The organism is Streptomyces sp. NPDC059718, from assembly GCF_042733315.1.
Lineage (GTDB): Bacteria > Actinomycetota > Actinomycetes > Streptomycetales > Streptomycetaceae > Actinacidiphila.
Map to the genome: position 1 here is coordinate 43065 of NZ_JBHWGA010000058.1, position 15046 is coordinate 58110.

At 71.8% G+C, this 15046-nt stretch carries 16 protein-coding genes; 8 read left to right on the plus strand and 8 right to left on the minus strand.

Annotated features, from left to right (window positions below; genetic code table 11):
* Nucleotides 1–64: 64 nt before the first annotated feature.
* The 4 genes from nhaA to ACFV3E_RS40165 all read left to right on the plus strand — a co-directional run bounded on the left by nhaA (nt 65) and on the right by ACFV3E_RS40165 (nt 3252).
* Nucleotides 65–1504: a Na+/H+ antiporter NhaA gene (gene nhaA / locus ACFV3E_RS40150; protein WP_500540503.1), complete on the plus strand. Its 1440-nt coding sequence runs from the start codon at nt 65–67 to the stop codon at nt 1502–1504.
* A 52-nt stretch (nt 1505–1556) separates the two neighbouring features.
* Nucleotides 1557–2039, plus strand: coding sequence for a phage holin family protein (locus ACFV3E_RS40155; RefSeq protein ID WP_500540505.1), 483 nt, complete (start codon nt 1557–1559; stop codon nt 2037–2039).
* Nucleotides 2040–2051: 12 nt separating this feature from the next.
* Nucleotides 2052–2975 carry an alpha/beta fold hydrolase gene (locus tag ACFV3E_RS40160; RefSeq protein ID WP_499513059.1) on the plus strand — a complete coding sequence of 308 codons (924 nt, stop codon included), beginning with the start codon at nt 2052–2054 and terminating at the stop codon, nt 2973–2975.
* Between the two features lie 94 nt (nt 2976–3069).
* Nucleotides 3070–3252, plus strand: coding sequence for a hypothetical protein (locus ACFV3E_RS40165; protein ID WP_499513058.1), 183 nt, complete (start codon nt 3070–3072; stop codon nt 3250–3252).
* Between the two features lie 42 nt (nt 3253–3294).
* Here the strand turns inward: ACFV3E_RS40165 and ACFV3E_RS40170 are convergent, their stop codons facing one another.
* The 3 genes from ACFV3E_RS40170 to nth are packed head-to-tail and all read right to left on the minus strand — an operon-like array spanning nt 3295 to nt 6018.
* Nucleotides 3295–4497, minus strand: coding sequence for a MarP family serine protease (locus ACFV3E_RS40170; RefSeq protein WP_500540507.1), 1203 nt, complete (start codon nt 4495–4497; stop codon nt 3295–3297).
* Nucleotides 4498–4519: 22 nt separating this feature from the next.
* Nucleotides 4520–5200 carry an NUDIX hydrolase gene (locus ACFV3E_RS40175; protein WP_500540509.1) on the minus strand — a complete coding sequence of 227 codons (681 nt, stop codon included), beginning with the start codon at nt 5198–5200 and terminating at the stop codon, nt 4520–4522.
* Nucleotides 5197–6018 carry an endonuclease III gene (nth, locus tag ACFV3E_RS40180; protein WP_500540511.1) on the minus strand — a complete coding sequence of 274 codons (822 nt, stop codon included), beginning with the start codon at nt 6016–6018 and terminating at the stop codon, nt 5197–5199. Before nth ends, ACFV3E_RS40175 begins: the two co-directional genes overlap by 4 nt.
* A 254-nt stretch (nt 6019–6272) precedes the next feature.
* Here nth and ACFV3E_RS40185 point away from each other — a divergent pair, with 254 nt between their 5' ends.
* Complete coding sequence (locus tag ACFV3E_RS40185) at nt 6273–6947, plus strand: Crp/Fnr family transcriptional regulator (protein WP_431950174.1); 675 nt, start codon at nt 6273–6275, stop codon at nt 6945–6947.
* 103 nt (nt 6948–7050) lie between these two features.
* On the opposite strand, the gene ACFV3E_RS40190 is transcribed toward ACFV3E_RS40185, so the two are convergent.
* The 4 genes from ACFV3E_RS40190 to sp36 all read right to left on the minus strand — a co-directional run bounded on the left by ACFV3E_RS40190 (nt 7051) and on the right by sp36 (nt 9478).
* The gene (locus ACFV3E_RS40190; protein ID WP_500367729.1) at nt 7051–7875 is read right to left on the minus strand and encodes an MBL fold metallo-hydrolase; all 825 of its coding nucleotides are present in this window, start codon (nt 7873–7875) and stop codon (nt 7051–7053) included.
* Nucleotides 7872–8744 (minus strand): NUDIX hydrolase, encoded by an 873-nt coding sequence (locus ACFV3E_RS40195; protein WP_500540513.1) that lies wholly within the window; start codon nt 8742–8744, stop codon nt 7872–7874. Before ACFV3E_RS40195 ends, ACFV3E_RS40190 begins: the two co-directional genes overlap by 4 nt.
* A 111-nt stretch (nt 8745–8855) precedes the next feature.
* Nucleotides 8856–9320 carry a RidA family protein gene (locus ACFV3E_RS40200; protein ID WP_500367733.1) on the minus strand — a complete coding sequence of 155 codons (465 nt, stop codon included), beginning with the start codon at nt 9318–9320 and terminating at the stop codon, nt 8856–8858.
* A complete protein-coding gene (gene sp36 / locus ACFV3E_RS40205; RefSeq protein ID WP_450400653.1) occupies nt 9317–9478 on the minus strand; it encodes a Sp36 family protein in 162 nt (53 codons plus the stop codon). Before sp36 ends, ACFV3E_RS40200 begins: the two co-directional genes overlap by 4 nt.
* A 71-nt stretch (nt 9479–9549) precedes the next feature.
* On the opposite strand from sp36, the gene bagA reads away from it, so the two are divergent.
* Nucleotides 9550–10530, plus strand: a complete 981-nt coding sequence (gene bagA / locus ACFV3E_RS40210; protein ID WP_500540515.1) for an ATPase BagA — start codon at nt 9550–9552, stop codon at nt 10528–10530.
* Entirely contained in the window at nt 10527–11969 is a 1443-nt protein-coding gene (bagB, locus tag ACFV3E_RS40215) for an ATPase BagB (RefSeq protein WP_500540517.1), read from the plus strand. Before bagA ends, bagB begins: the two co-directional genes overlap by 4 nt.
* Here bagB and ACFV3E_RS40220 read toward each other — a convergent pair.
* The gene (locus tag ACFV3E_RS40220) at nt 11951–12301 is read right to left on the minus strand and encodes a WhiB family transcriptional regulator (protein ID WP_499604943.1); all 351 of its coding nucleotides are present in this window, start codon (nt 12299–12301) and stop codon (nt 11951–11953) included. The two genes, bagB and ACFV3E_RS40220, sit on opposite strands and share 19 nt — an antisense overlap.
* Before the next feature lie 397 nt (nt 12302–12698).
* On the opposite strand from ACFV3E_RS40220, the gene ACFV3E_RS40225 reads away from it, so the two are divergent.
* Nucleotides 12699–14993 (plus strand): transglycosylase domain-containing protein, encoded by a 2295-nt coding sequence (locus tag ACFV3E_RS40225; RefSeq protein WP_500540519.1) that lies wholly within the window; start codon nt 12699–12701, stop codon nt 14991–14993.
* The last annotated feature ends 53 nt before the right edge of the window (nt 14994–15046 follow it).

A 15046-nucleotide genomic window follows, 5' to 3' on the forward strand; every position in this document is an offset into this window, starting at 1 on the left:
CGCGTAAGAAACGCGACAGTGGATCGGGGCGTGCCGGGAAGTCTGGTCGGCAAGGTGATCAGCCATGCCGAGCCCGACCGGAGGTCCACCCCCCGTGACCGCGACCAACCGCCGCCGTTCCGTCTTCCTGGGCCGGATGTCCCTCCCCGAACGGAAGTACGTCGCCGACGCGCTGCGGACGGAGACCGTGGGCGGCGTGATCCTGCTGCTGGCCGCCGTCGTCGCGCTGGTCTGGGCGAACACCCCGCTGAGCGCCTCGTACCGGTCCACCGTCGCCTTCAGCTTCGGGCCCGGCGCGCTGCACCTGGACCTGTCGGTGGGGCACTGGGCCGCGGACGGGCTGCTGACGGTCTTCTTCTTCGTCGCCGGCATCGAACTCAAGCGGGAACTGGTCGCGGGGGAGCTGCGCCGTCCCTCGGCGGCGGCGCTCCCCGTCGTCGCCGCGATCTGCGGCATGGCCGCGCCCGCGGTGGTGTACGCGGTGGTCAACGCCGCGGGCGGCGGGTCCCTGCAGGGCTGGGCGGTGCCGATGGCGACCGACATCGCGTTCGCCCTGGCGGTGCTGGCGGTGCTCGGCACCGCACTGCCGTCGGCACTGCGCGCGTTCCTGCTGACGCTGGCCGTCGTGGACGACCTCTTCGCGATCCTGATCATCGCGGTCTTCTTCACCTCGGGCATCAACCTCGTCGCGCTGGCCCTGGCCCTCGCCGGGCTCGTGCTGTTCCGGGTGCTGCTGCGCTGCGAGGTGCACGGCTGGTACGTGTACGTGCCGCTCGCCCTGGTCAACTGGGCGCTGATGCACGCCAGCGGGGTGCACGCCACGATCGCGGGCGTCGCGATGGGCCTGATGCTGCGCTGCCACCGGCGCGAGGGCGAGGAGCAGTCCCCAGGAGAGCGGATCGAGCACCTCGTACGGCCGCTCTCGGCCGGGATCGCGGTGCCGCTCTTCGCGCTCTTCTCCGCCGGGGTGCCGATCGCCGGCGGCACGCTCGCCGAGGTGTTCGGCCGCCCCGAGACGCTGGGCGTGGTGCTGGGACTGGTCGTCGGCAAGGCGGTCGGGGTGTTCGGCGGCACATGGCTGGCGGCGCGCTTCACCCGCGCGGAGCTCAACCCCGACCTGGCCTGGGCCGACGTCCTGGCCGTCGCCACGCTCGCCGGGATCGGCTTCACGGTCTCCCTGCTCATCGGCGAGCTGGCCTTCGAGGGCGACCAGGTGCTGACCGAGGAGGTCAAGGCGGCCGTCCTGATCGGCTCGTTCACCTCGGCGGTGCTCGCCGCGGTGCTGCTCAAGCTCCGCAACGACAAGTACCGCCGCATCTGCCAGGACGAGGAGCGCGACGAGGACCGGGACGGCGTACCGGACGTCTACGAGTGGGCGGACCCCGAGTTCCACCTGCGCATGGCCGCGATCCACGAGGCGAAGGCCGCCGAGCACCGCAGGCTCGCGGAAGTGGCGCGCTCCGGGGACACCGGCGAGGATGAGTCCGGCATGATCGGGGGGTAACCCGAATGCCCCGTATGACGACTGACGCACCATGACGACGACGGAGGACCCGATGAGCCCAGCGGACGAGCCCGTGAACGTGGGGGTGACCGTGAGCCCGAACGGAAGCCGGAGCCTCGGCCATCTCTTCGCCTCGGCGACGGCGGACCTGTCCGAGCTGGTCCACGAGGAGATCGCCCTCGCCAAGGCCGAGCTGCGGCAGGACGTGAAGCGCGCCGGCATCGGCGGCGGCGCGGTGGGCGCGGCCGGCATCCTGGCCCTCTTCTCGCTGCCGGTGCTCAGCTTCGCGGCGGCGTACGGCATCCACAACCTGGGGCTCGGCCTCGCCTGGTCGTTCCTCATCGTCGGCGCGGCGTACCTGGTGCTGGCCGGTCTGCTGGGCCTGATGGCGCGCTCGAAGTTCAAGAAGATCAAGAAGCCGGAGCGCAGCATCGCCTCGGCGAAGGAGACCGCGGCGGTGCTGCAGGGCGTCAAGCCGCACCCCCGGAGCGCCCCCTCCGGCACGACGGAGGCCACGGTGGAGGCCAAGGTGTGACACGCTCGGGGCATGACGGTCGCTGATAGTTCCCCGGTGGTGCGCATCGACGGGCCCTGGACCCACCGGGACGTCGCCGCGAACGGTGCCCGCTTCCACATCGCCGAGCTCGGCGACGGCCCCCTGGTGCTGCTGCTGCACGGCTTCCCGCAGTTCTGGTGGACCTGGCGGCACCAGCTGACCGCGCTGGCCGACGCGGGCTTCCGCGCGGTCGCGATGGACCTGCGCGGGGTGGGCGGCAGCGACCGCACACCGCGCGGCTACGACCCCGCGAACCTGGCGCTCGACGTCACCGGCGTGATCCGCTCGCTCGGCGAGCCGGACGCCGCGCTGGTCGGGCACGACCTCGGCGGATACCTGGCCTGGACGGCGGCCGCGATGCGGCCCAAGCTCGTCCGGCGGCTCGCGGTGTGCTCCATGCCGCACCCGCGGCGCTGGCGCTCGGCGATGCTGACGGACCTGCGGCACAGCGCGGCCGGCGGCTACGTGTGGGGGTTCCAGCGCCCGTTCGTCCCGGAGCGGCAGCTGGTCGCGGACGACGCGGCGCTGGTGGGACGGCTGCTGCGGGACTGGTCGGGGCCCCGGCTGCCGGAGGACGGGACGGTCGACGCCTACCGCCGGGCGATGCTCATCCCGTCGACGGCGCACTGCTCGATCGAGCCGTACCGCTGGATGGTGCGCTCGCTGGCCCGGGTGGACGGCTTCCAGTTCAACCGCCGCATGAAGCGTCCGGTGCGCGTGCCCACGCTGCACCTGCACGGCTCGCTCGACCCGGCGATGCGGTCCCGGCACGCCGCGGGCAGCGGGGAGTACGTGGAGGCGCCGTACCGCTGGCGGCTCTTCGAGGGGCTGGGGCACTTCCCCCACGAGGAGGATCCGGCGGTGTTCTCGGCCGAGCTGGTCAACTGGCTCAAGGACCCGGAACCGGACCGTTAATCCAGTATGACGATCGGCCAAATGCCGGGCGCATAGGCCAACTGATGGAGCGCCAGGCGGTTACCGACCATGGACCCCGGGCAGACAGCTCGGTATGGGCTGGACGCACGACTACCGTGACGTGTCACGCGACCGCCGCGCCAACGGAGCGCGGGTCACCACCGGGACGCAGGCCCCGGACCATCGGTCCGGAGGCTCCCGCCTCGGCATTCCCCACATCCTCAGGCGCCGCGCCCGCTGGGTGGGCGCCCGGCTGAGGCATACCCGCAGCGACTGACCGCCCGGCCCCTCGCCGACCGGCCCGCTCCCCCCGGAGGCCCTACAGGGCGCACCCCTGGGTGTCGACCTGCCGGTTCGCCGTACGCCCGGCCTGGACGTCCGGCTGGACCTCGTCGGCCGTCAGGGCGTAGCCGGTGTCCGCGTCGTCGAGGGACTTGGCGAACACCACGCCGTAGACCCGCCCCTCGGGGGTGAGCAGCGGTCCGCCGGAGTTGCCCTGGCGGACGAGCGTGTACAGCGAGTAGACGTCGCGCTCGACGGTGCCCTGGTGGTAGATGTCCGGGCCCGAGGCGGGGATGCGGCCGCGTACCCGGGCGGCACGCACGTCGAAGCCGCCGTTCTCCGGGAAGCCGGCGACGATGGCGTCGTCCCGTGACCCGGCGTCGGTGGTGCTGAAGGACAACGCGGGCGCGTCCAGGGACGGTACGTCGATCACGGCGATGTCGCGCTGCCAGTCGTAGAGCACGACCTTGCCGTCGTACACCCGGCCCTCGCCGCCGATCTGCACGGTCGGGTTGTCGACGCCGCCGACGACGTGGGCGTTGGTCATCACCCGGTGGGGCGCGAAGACGAAGCCGGTGCCCTCCAGCACCTTGCCGCAGCTCGGTGCGGTGCCGACGACCTTGACGATGCTGCGCCGCGCGCGGCCGACGACCGCGCTGTCGGCGAGCGCCGGGTCGGGAGCGGGGACGGCGGTGATCGGCTCGTTGCCGAACGGCGAGAAGACCTGCGGCAGTCCGTTCTGCGCGAGCACCGAACTGAAGTCGGCGAACCAGTTGTCGGCCTCGCGCGGCACGACCTGCGCCACCCCCAGCAGCACCCGGGAGGAGCGGACCTCGCGGCCGAGGCTGGGCAGCGTGGTCGTGGTGGCGAGCGCGGAGCCGATGAGCCAGGCGACCAGCAGCATCGCCAGGACGTTCACCAGGGCGCCGCCGATGGCGTCGATCGCCCGCGCCGGTGACCAGCTGACGTGCGTACGGACCTTGTTGCCGAGGTGCGTGGTGAAGGCCTGGCCCACCGACGCGCACACGATGATCAGGACCACCGCCGCGACGACCGCCACCGTGCCGGGCTGCGCGTTGTCGGTGACCGCGTTCCAGATCGCGGGCAGCACGTAGACCGCGACGAGACCACCGCCGAGGAATCCGACCACCGACATCACGCCGACGATGAATCCCTGGCGGTAGCCCACGATCGCGAACCACACGGCGGCCAGCAGCAGCACGATGTCCAGCACATTCACCGGGACACCGTCTCATGGAGGATCAACCCAGCGGGACCGTCTTTGCACGATCCCAGGGTCGTTCCCAGCCCGCGTGGTGGAGGATCCGGTCGATCAGGCCCGCGGTGAAACCCCACACCAGGGCGTCCTGCACCAGGAACGCGGGCCCCTGGAAGCCGCTGGGATGCGTCACCATGGCCCGGTTGGCGGGATCGGTGAGATCCGCCACGGGGACGGTGAACACCCGTGCGGTCTCGGCCAGGTCGACCGCTCCCACCGGGGACGGCGTACGCCACCAGCCGAGGACCGGCGTCACGACGAAATCGCTCACCGGGATGTAGAGCCGCGGGAGCACCCCGAAGACCTGCACCCCCGACGGGTCGAGGCCGGTCTCCTCCCAGGCCTCGCGCAGCGCCGCCCGCAGCGGCCCCTCGCCCTCCGGGTCGCCGTCCTCCGGGTCGAGCGCGCCGCCCGGGAAGGAGGGCTGCCCCGCGTGCGAGCGCAGGGAGGCCGCCCGCTCCATCAGGAGCAGCTCGGGCCCCTCGGCCCCCGCGCCGAGGAGGATGAGGACCGCGGAGGGACGGCCGCCGCTCGGCGGCGGCAGGAAGCGGCTGAGCTGCTCGGGCCGTACGCCGTCGACCGCGCGGACCACCGGGCCGAGCCAGGACGGCAGCCCCTCGCGGTCGACCGTGACGTCCTCGATGTCGGGTCGTGCCTGCGTCACTCCACCTCCAGCGGCGGCGCCGCCGTGCCCGGGAATCCCGGCGGCGGCTTGAGCCGCTGCCCCGGGCCACCGCCCATCTCGTACTTCAGCAGCTTCTTCGCCTTCTCCGGATCCGTCTCGCCCTCGCCGTACGACGGGCACAGCGGCGCGATCGGGCAGACGCCGCAGGCGGGGCGGCGGGCGTGGCACATCCGGCGGCCGTGGAAGATCAGACGGTGCGAGAGCATCGTCCACTCGCTCTTCGGGAAGATCGCCATGATGTCCTGCTCGATCTTCTCCGGCTCCTTCGCGCCGGTCCAGCCGAAACGGTGGACCAGCCGCTGGAAGTGGGTGTCCACGGTGAGGCCGGGGACGCCGAAGGCGTTGCCGAGCACCACGTTGGCCGTCTTGCGGCCCACGCCGGGCAGCGTGACCAGGTCCTCCAGCCGGCCGGGCACCTCGCCGCCGAAGGTGTCACGGAGCGCCGCCGACAGGCCGAGCAGCGCCCGCGCCTTGGCGCGGAAGAAGCCGGTGGGACGGAGGATCTGCTCGAGCTCCTCCGGGTCGGCGGCCGCAAGGTCCTCCGGCGTCGGGTACTTCGCGAACAGCGCGGGGGTGGTCTGGTTGACCCTCAGGTCGGTCGTCTGGGCCGAGAGCACCGTGGCGACGAGCAACTGGAAGGGGTTCTCGAAGTCGAGCTCGGGGTGGGCGTACGGATACACCTCGGCGAGCTCGCGGTTGATCCGCCGGGCCCTGCGGACCATCGCGAGCCGCGACTCGGGCTTGCCGGACGCCCGCGCGCGGCCTGCGGGGGTCGCCCGGGCGGGCTGTTCGCTCACAGCGGAATCCGCGGCGGCGGTCGCCCTCCTGGCCCCGCCACCCTGCCGTTTCTTCTGCGCACTTGGCGTATCGGACACCCGGCCAGCCTAAGCCTCACCACCGACAATCGCCCTGGAGAGCCGTGATCCGGCCCCCAAACGGACCCCCGGAGCACAATCACACGAGCACATAAGACAGACTTGTGATTGATCGCACTGTTTTGCTGTCGGGCATGATGGGGACCGACCCAGCGATGTCGACAAGGAGAGAGCTCGTGGACGACGTTCTGCGGCGCGCACCGCTATTCGCGGCGCTCGACGATGAGCAGGCCGCTGAACTGCGCGCCTCCATGACGGAGGTCACGCTCGCGCGTGGCGACTCGCTGTTCCACGAGGGGGAACCCGGGGACCGGCTGTACGTCGTCACCGAGGGCAAGGTGAAGCTGCACCGCACCTCCCCCGACGGCCGCGAGAACATGCTCGCCGTCGTCGGCCCCGGCGAGCTGATCGGTGAGCTGTCGCTCTTCGACCCCGGCCCGCGCACCGCCACCGCCACCGCACTGACCGAGGTCAAGCTGCTCGGCCTCGGCCACGGCGACCTGCAGCCGTGGCTCAACGCCCGCCCCGAGGTCTCCACCGCGCTGCTGCGCGCCGTCGCCCGGCGCCTGCGCCGCACCAACGACGTCATGTCCGACCTGGTCTTCTCCGACGTCCCGGGCCGCGTCGCCAAGGCGCTGCTGGACCTGTCGCGCCGCTTCGGCGTGCAGTCCGAGGAGGGCATCCACGTCGTCCACGACCTCACGCAGGAGGAGCTCGCCCAGCTGGTGGGCGCCTCCCGCGAGACCGTCAACAAGGCCCTCGCCGACTTCGCGGGCCGCGGCTGGCTGCGCCTGGAGGCGCGGGCGGTCATCTTGCTGGACGTCGAGCGGCTGGCGAAGCGCTCGCGCTGACGCCCGTACGCGTACGAAGGGGCGCCCACCCGGAGGTGGGCGCCCCTTCGGCGTCTCCTGCGGCGTCCGCGGGGCGCGGGGCGCCGGGCGGGCACACCGGACGTCAGATCAGCCCGTGCTCCAGCAGGTAGTCCAGCTGCGCCCGCACCGACAGCTCGGCGGCCGGCCACAGGGCGCGGTCGACGTCCGCGTAGACGTGCGCGACGACCTCGGAGGGGGTCGCGAGGCCCTGCTCGACGGCCGTCTCGACCTGGGCGAGGCGGTGGGCGCGGTGGGCGAGGTAGAACTCGACCGCGCCCCGGGCGTCGGCCAGGACCGGGCCGTGGCCGGGCAGGACGGTGGCGACGCCGTCGTGCATCGTGAGCGCCTGCAGCCGGCGCAGGGAGTCCAGGTAGTCACCCAGCCGCCCGTCGGGGTGGGCGACGACCGTGGTGCCACGGCCGAGGACGGTGTCGCCGGTGAGCACGGCCCGGTCGGCGGGCAGGTGGAAGGAGAGCGAGTCCGCGGTGTGCCCGGGGGTGGGCACGACGCGCAGCTCCAGGCCGCCGGTGGTGACGACGTCGCCCGCGGACAGGCCCTCGTCGCCCAGGCGCAGCGCCGGGTCGAGGGCGCGCACCGCCGTCCCCGTCAGCTCGGCGAAGCGGCCCGCGCCCTCGGCGTGGTCGGGGTGGCCGTGGGTGAGCAGGGTGAGGGCGATCCGCTTGCCGAGGGAGTGCGCGGTGGAGACCACGTTGTTCAGGTGGCCCTCGTCGAGCGGCCCCGGGTCGATGACGACGGCGAGCTCGGAGTCCGGCTCGGAGACGAGCCAGGTGTTCGTGCCGTCCAGCGTCATCGGCGAGGGGTTCGGCGCGAGCACGCACACCGCGCGGGCGGTCGCCCGGCCCCCGACCTCCGCGCGGGGCTTGCCGGGCTGAAGGGCCGAGGTCATTCGGCGGCTCCCATGCGCTTGGTGAACTCCTCGTGGCCGGGCCAGGTCAGCACGATCTCCTCGCCCACCAGCGTGGCCCGTGCCAGCACCGGGGTGAGGTCGCGCCCGTCCGCGGCGCCCGCCAGGGCCGCTGACGCCGAGTCGTACGGCAGCAGCTCCCGCAGCGTCGCGATCGTCGGCGGCAGCATGGTCATCTCGCCGCGGTCGTAACCGGCCACGGCCTCGGCGGGCCGCAGCCACACCGTGCGGTCCGCCTCGCCCGACACGTCGCGGGTGCGCTGGCCGGGCGGGAGCGCGGTCACGAAGAACCAGGTGTCGTACCGGCGCTCCTCGAACTCCGGGGTGATCCAGCGGGCCCACGGGCCGAGCAGGTCGGAGCGGAGCACCAGGGAACGGCGGGCGAGGAAGTCGGCGAAGGACAGCTCCCGCGAGACCAGGGCGCGCCGGTCGGCCTCCCAGTCCTCGCCGGTGGTGTCCGCGACGACGGACTCCTCGTCGGGCCCGGCCAGCAGCACGCCTGACTCCTCGAAGGTCTCGCGCACGGCCGCGCACACGATCGCCTGCGCGGCGGCGGGGTCCAGGCCCTCGCCCAGCCGGGCGGCCCAGGTCGGCGGCGGGGGTCCCGCCCAGGCCACCGGACGCTCGTCGCGCGGGTCCACACCGCCACCGGGATAGGCGTACGCGCCCGCGGCGAAGGCCATCGAGGCCCGGCGCCGCAGCATGTGCACGGCGGGGCCGCCGTCGGCGTCCCGCAGCAGCAGGACGGTCGCCGCACGGCGCGGCACGACGGGCTCCAGGGTGCCCGCGGTGAGGGCGCGGATGCGCTCGGGCCAGCTCGCCGGGAACCACTGGCCGTTCGTGGTGGTCATGTGGCGGATGCTATGCGCTTCCGCGGGGATGTTCGATAGGGCCCGGGCCGGGCGGGCCCGGGGTACCCCTCCGGTGGCCGGGGCACGGCTCCGCCGGAGGGGTGCGGGACGTCAGTCCTCGACCTCGACCTGGATCTCGACCTCGACCGGCGCGTCGAGCGGCAGGACGGCCACGCCGACGGCGCTGCGGGCGTGCACGCCCTTCTCGCCGAGGACCTCGCCGAGCAGCTCGCTCGCGCCGTTGACGACGGCCGGCTGCCCGGTGAAGTCGGGGGCGGAGGCGACGAAGCCGACGACCTTCACGACGCGCTTGACGCGGTCGAGGTCACCCACGACGGAGCGGACCGCGGCCAGGGCGTTGAGCGCGCAGGTGCGGGCGAGTTGCTTGGCCTCGTCCGCGGTGACCTCGGCGCCGACCTTGCCGGTGCAGGTCAGCTTGCCCTCGACGAGCGGCAGCTGGCCCGCGGTGAAGACGTACGCACCGGACCGGACGGCCGGGACGTACGCGGCGAGCGGGGCGGCCACCGCTGGGAGCTCCAGCCCCAGTTCCGCCAGCCGCTGCTCGACCGCGCTCACGCGTTCTTCTCCCGCTTGAAGTACGCCACCAGCTGCTCGGGGTTGTTCGGGCCCGGCACGACCTGGACGAGCTCCCAGCCGTCCTCGCCCCAGGTGTCCAGGATCTGCTTCGTCGCGTGCACCAGCAGCGGCACGGTCGCGTATTCCCACTTCGTCATGAGGGGACTGTAATGCCTGGCACAGCCCCGCCCCCGAGTAGCCCCGCCCTCGACTGGTTAGGCTCGCAGGTGTGAGGCTCCACATCGTGACGGGCAAGGGCGGTACCGGCAAGACGACGGTCGCCGCCGCGCTGGCACTCGCCCTCGCCGCCGAGGGTCGACGGACACTGCTGACGGAGGTGGAGGGACGGCAGGGCATCGCACAGCTCTTCGAGACCGAGGCCCTCCCCTACGAGGAGCGCAAGATCGCCGTGGCCCCGGGCGGCGGCGAGGTGTACGCCCTGGCCATCGACGCCGAACAGGCGCTGCTGGACTACCTCGACATGTTCTACAAGCTCGGCCGGGCCGGCCGGGCCCTGAAGAAGCTGGGCGCGATCGACTTCGCCACCACCGTGGCGCCGGGACTGCGCGACGTCCTGCTGACCGGCAAGGTCTGCGAGGCCGTGCGCCGCAAGGACCGGGCGGGCTGGCGGTCGTACGACGCGGTGGTGCTGGACGCGCCGCCGACCGGGCGGATCACGCGCTTCCTCAACGTCAACGACGAGGTCGCCGGGCTGGCCCGGTTCGGCCCGATACACAATCAGGCGCAGGCCGTGATGCGGGTGATGAAGTCCCCGGAGACGGCGGTGCACCTGGTCACCCTCCTGGAGGAGATGCCGGTCCAGGAGACCGTGGACGGCGTGACCGAGCTGCGCGAGGCCGGGCTGCCGACCGGGGCCGTGGTCATCAACATGGTGCGCCCGGTGGTGATGGACGGCGCGGCCGTGGCCTCGGCGCGCGACGGGCAGCGCACGGCGATCGCCAAGGCGCTCTCCCAGGCCGGGCTGGGCGGCGCGCGGCGCGGCGGCCTCGCGGAGCGGCTCGTCGACCCGCTGCTGGCGCAGGCGCACGAGCACGCCGAGCGCGTGGCCCTGGAACGGTCCCAGCGCGAGGAACTGGCCGCGCTGGGGCTGCCCGCGTACGAGCTGGAACTGATGGGCGACGGGGTCGATCTCGGCGGGTTGTACAGATTGGCTGAAAATCTGCGGAAGCAGGGGCTGGGGGTCGCATGAGCCTGGAGAGTCCGGTATTGGACATCGACCCGCTGATCGACGATCCGAGGACCCGGATCGTCGTCTGCTGCGGCTCGGGCGGGGTCGGCAAGACCACCACCGCCGCGGCGCTGGGCGTCCGTGCCGCCGAACGCGGCCGCAAGGCCGTCGTACTGACCATCGACCCGGCGCGTCGGCTGGCGCAGTCCATGGGCCTCACGGAACTCGACAACACCCCGCGCAAGGTGGCCGGGATCGACGAGTCCGCGGGCGGTGAGCTGCACGCGATGATGCTCGACATGAAGCGGACCTTCGACGAGGTCGTGCTCCAGCACACGGACCGGGAACGGGCCCGGGCGATCCTGGACAACCCCTTCTACCAGTCGCTCTCCGCGGGCTTCGCCGGCACGCAGGAGTACATGGCCATGGAGAAGCTGGGCCAGCTGCGCGCGCTCGACGCGTGGGACCTGATCATCGTCGACACCCCGCCGAGCCGGTCGGCGCTGGACTTCCTGGACGCCCCCAAGCGGCTGGGATCCTTCCTGGACGGGCGCTTCATCCGGCTGCTGATGGCCCCCGCGAAGGTCGGGGGGCGAGCCGGCGTGAAGTTCCTCAACGTCGGGATGTCGATGATGACCGGCACGCTCAGCAAGGTCATGGGCGCGCACCTGCTGCGCGACGTGCAGACCTTCGTGGCGGCGATGGACTCGATGTTCGGCGGCTTCCGCTCCCGTGCGGACGCCACCTACAAGCTGCTCCAGGCGAACGGGACGGCGTTCCTGGTCGTGGCCGCGCCGGAGCGGGACGCGCTGCGGGAGGCCTCGTACTTCGTGGAGCGGCTGGCGGCGGAGGACATGCCGCTCGCCGGGCTGGTGCTGAACCGTGTGCACGGCAGCGGGGCGGCGCAGCTCACGGCGGAGCGGGCGCTGGCGGCGGCGGAAGCACTGGACGACCTGGACGACCTGGCCGACCTGGATGCCGCTGACGCCTCCGACGCCGACCCCGTCGCCGGATATCCGTCAACTCCCCGGCTGACCGGGGAGTTTGACGAATCCGCAGAAAATCTTCAAAGCGTCGGCATTGTGGATCAGCCCGGCGGGAAAGCTGGACTCCGTACGGCCGACGGCGGCGAAGGGACCCCCAGTACGGACAGTGCGGACACCAGCTCTCCCGAATCGCCCACCGGCTCCCCGACCGTTTCCGTGCCCGCGCAGGACCCCGCCGCGGGCCGGTCCACGGACCCGCTGGACGCCGACCGCCTCACCGCCGGCCTGCTGCGCCTGCACGCCGAACGGATGCAGCTGGTCGCGCGCGAGCGGCGCACCCGTGAGCGTTTCGTCTCGGTGCACCCGGACGTGCCCATGGTGGACGTCGCGGCCCTGCCCGGCGACGTGCACGACCTCGAGGGCCTGCGCGCGATCGGCGAACGTCTCGCGCAGGGTCAGCCGACGGCGGCGTAGTCGTCGTAGTCCCCGTCGTAGCCCTCGTCGTCGAGCGGGAGCACACCCGTGCTGCGCTCGTACTCCGTGCGCGCCGTCTCCAGGAGCCTGCGCCACGAGGTGACCGTGGGACGCCGGCGCAGCAGCGCCCTGCGCTCCCGCTCGGTCATCCCGCCCCAGACGCCGAATTCCACACGGTTGTCCAGGGCGTCGGCCAGGCACTCGGTGCGTACCGGGCAGCCGGTGCACACCGCCTTGGCCCTGTTCTGGGCCGCTCCCTGGACGAAAAGTTCATCCGGATCCGTCGTGCGGCACGCGGCCTGCGTACTCCAGTCCGTAACCCAGCTGCTCATGCTGGCGCCGTCCTCTCCCGAATCGAGGCTCCCCCACGGCGGCAAGCGGCATATTCACCGTTGCCAGTTGAGGACGTTACGGAAGGTGGGCACGACGCAACAGCCCTTTCAGGCCCAATCTTGAATGGCCCGAACGGACTATGGGTACGCGGCAGATCACCCGACGGAGTGAGCCGACGGCAGAACGGGCGAATTGCCGCAAAACGGTCAGCTCGCCACTTCCGGGGCCTGAGATCCAGGTCATATGGCTGGCATATGACAGGAATTCGGGCAGTTCTCATCACCCACAAGAGTGAGGATGGAAGACAGACGTGTGCGCAGTGTTCGCGCCTGTCTGTTACAGAGTAGGCGAACAAGCATGCCCACGTCTTAAGAATGGCAACGTAAGCTGCACCCCATGGGTCACAAGCGATCGCGCCCCACCAGCAGCGGCGGCACCAGTACCGCTCAGCAGGCCGCCAAGTTCCTGGGTGTCAGCGTCCTCGCCGGCGTCGTGCTGGCCGGCATCGCGCTCCCCGCGGCGGGGGCGCTCGGACTGAGCGCCAAGGGCACCGCGGCCGGCTTCGACTCCCTGCCGGGCGAGCTGAAGCGCCCGCCGCTCTCGCAGAGCACCCGGATCCTGGACGTCAAGGGCGACCTGATCGCGAACGTCTACTCGCGCGACCGCACGGTCGTGGGGCTCGACAAGATCAGCAAGCCGATGCAGCAGGCCATCGTCGCCATCGAGGACGCCCGCTTCTACGAGCACGGCGCGATCGACGTCAAGGGCATCCTGCGCGCGCTCAACAAGAACGCCCAGGAGGGCGGTGTCTCCGAGGGCGCGTCCACCCTGACGCAGCAGTACGTGAAGAACGTCTTCATCGAGGAGGCCGGCGACGACCCCACCAAGGTCCAGCAGGCCACCCAGCAGACCATCGGTCGCAAGATCAAAGAGATGAAGTACGCCATCCAGCTCGAGCAGGAGCTGGGGAAGCAGAAGATCCTCGAGAACTACCTCAACATCACCTTCTTCGGCGAGCAGGCCTACGGGGTCGAGGCCGCCTCCCGGCGCTACTTCAGCAAGTCCGCCAAGGACCTGTCGCTCACCGAGTCCGCGCTGCTGGCCGGCCTCGTCCAGTCGCCGAGCCGCTACGACCCCGTGAACGACCCGGAGGAGGCCAAGAAGCGCCGCGACGTGGTGCTGCAGCGCATGGCCGACCTGAAGGACGTCACGCAGGCCGAGGCCGACGCCGCGAAGAAGAAGCCGCTCGGCCTCAAGATCAGCCAGCCCAAGAACGGCTGCATCACCGCCGTCAACGGCGCCGGGTTCTTCTGCGACTACGTCCGCCAGGTCTTCCTCAGCGACAAGGCCTTCGGCAAGACCAAGGCCGAGCGCACCAAGCGCTGGGACCAGGGCGGCCTCACCGTCCGCACCACCCTCGACCCGAAGGCGCAGCGGGCGGTCCAGGACTCGATCAGCCAGCACGTGTACAAGAGCGACGACGTCGCCACCGCCGTGACCCTGGTCCAGCCCGGCACGGGCAAGATCGTCGGGATGGGCCAGTCCCGCCCGTACGGCTTCAAGAAGAACCAGACCCAGATCAACTACTCCGTCGACCGGAACATGGGCGGCGGCGCGGGCTACCAGCCGGGTTCGACGTTCAAGCCCTTCACCGCCGCGGCCGCCCTGGAGAAGGGCATGTCGACGGCGCAGTCCTACCCCTCGCCGTACGAGATGCCGTACCCGGACGTGACCGACTGCGACGGCAACCGCTACACCAGCAGCGACAAGGTGCCCAACGAGAGCAAGTCCGAGGTCGGCCCGTACGGGATGCGGGAGGCGCTGGCGAAGTCGATCAACACCTACTTCGTCTCCCTGGAGGCCGACGCCGGCCTGTGCGACGTGACCCGGATGGTCAACTCCCTCGGCATCACCAAGCGCGCCGGCGGGACCAAGCTGGGCCTCGGCGCCTCCTTCACCCTCGGCGTCAACGAGATGTCGCCGCTGAAGATGGCCGCCGCCTACGCGACCTTCGCCAACAAGGGCGAGTACTGCACCCCGGTCGCCATCGAGTCGATCACCGACGCGAGCGGCAAGAAGCTGCCGGTGCCCAAGACCGAGTGCGAGCGGGCCATGTCCGAGCAGACCGCCTCCACGATCAACACCCTGCTCAAGGGCGTGGTCGAGGACGGCACCGGTCAGCAGGCCGGGCTCAGCGACCGCGACAGTGCGGGCAAGACCGGTACGACGGACTTCCGCTACGCCGCCTGGTTCGTGGGCTACACCTCGGACATGGCGGGTGCCGTCTGGGTCGGCGACCCGGCCCACAAGCGCAGGATGACCAACATCACCATCGGCGGCCGCTACCACGCCGAGGTCTACGGCGCCGACACCCCGGGCCCGATCTGGAAGGACGCGATGTCCGGCGCCCTGGCCGGCACCGTCTCGCCCGGCCTGCCGACGGTCGCCATCAAGGATCCCGAGAAGCCGCGCAACGACGATGACGACCACCACGGCCGCGGTGACAACGGCGGCAACGGCAACGGTGGCGACGACGGCCTGCTCGGCGGGATCTTCGGCGGCGACACCCTCGGCGGCGACGGGGCCAACGGCTTCACCACCGGCGGTGGCAACGGCCGCAGCGGCGGGAACAACGGCACCACGGGTCCCGGCACCGGCACCCCCGAGACGGGCGGCACCGGGCCGGGCTGATCCCCGCGGGACACGACGTGACGCCGAAGGGGCGCCGGGACCGATCGGTCCCC

Excerpts from the sequence above, each read along its gene's own strand:
- ACFV3E_RS40160 (WP_499513059.1), top strand. The coding sequence starts at position 2,052 with ATGACGGTCGCTGATAGTTCCCCGGTGGTGCGCATCGACGGGCCCTGG.
- ACFV3E_RS40190 (WP_500367729.1), bottom strand. The coding sequence starts at position 7,875 with ATGACCTCGGCCCTTCAGCCCGGCAAGCCCCGCGCGGAGGTCGGGGGC.
- ACFV3E_RS40225 (WP_500540519.1), top strand. The coding sequence starts at position 12,699 with ATGGGTCACAAGCGATCGCGCCCCACCAGCAGCGGCGGCACCAGTACC.
- ACFV3E_RS40155 (WP_500540505.1), top strand. The coding sequence starts at position 1,557 with ATGAGCCCAGCGGACGAGCCCGTGAACGTGGGGGTGACCGTGAGCCCG.
- ACFV3E_RS40220 (WP_499604943.1), bottom strand. The coding sequence starts at position 12,301 with ATGAGCAGCTGGGTTACGGACTGGAGTACGCAGGCCGCGTGCCGCACG.
- ACFV3E_RS40165 (WP_499513058.1), top strand. The coding sequence starts at position 3,070 with ATGGGCTGGACGCACGACTACCGTGACGTGTCACGCGACCGCCGCGCC.
- nhaA (WP_500540503.1), top strand. The coding sequence starts at position 65 with ATGCCGAGCCCGACCGGAGGTCCACCCCCCGTGACCGCGACCAACCGC.
- sp36 (WP_450400653.1), bottom strand. The coding sequence starts at position 9,478 with ATGACGAAGTGGGAATACGCGACCGTGCCGCTGCTGGTGCACGCGACG.
- ACFV3E_RS40195 (WP_500540513.1), bottom strand. The coding sequence starts at position 8,744 with ATGACCACCACGAACGGCCAGTGGTTCCCGGCGAGCTGGCCCGAGCGC.
- bagB (WP_500540517.1), top strand. The coding sequence starts at position 10,527 with ATGAGCCTGGAGAGTCCGGTATTGGACATCGACCCGCTGATCGACGAT.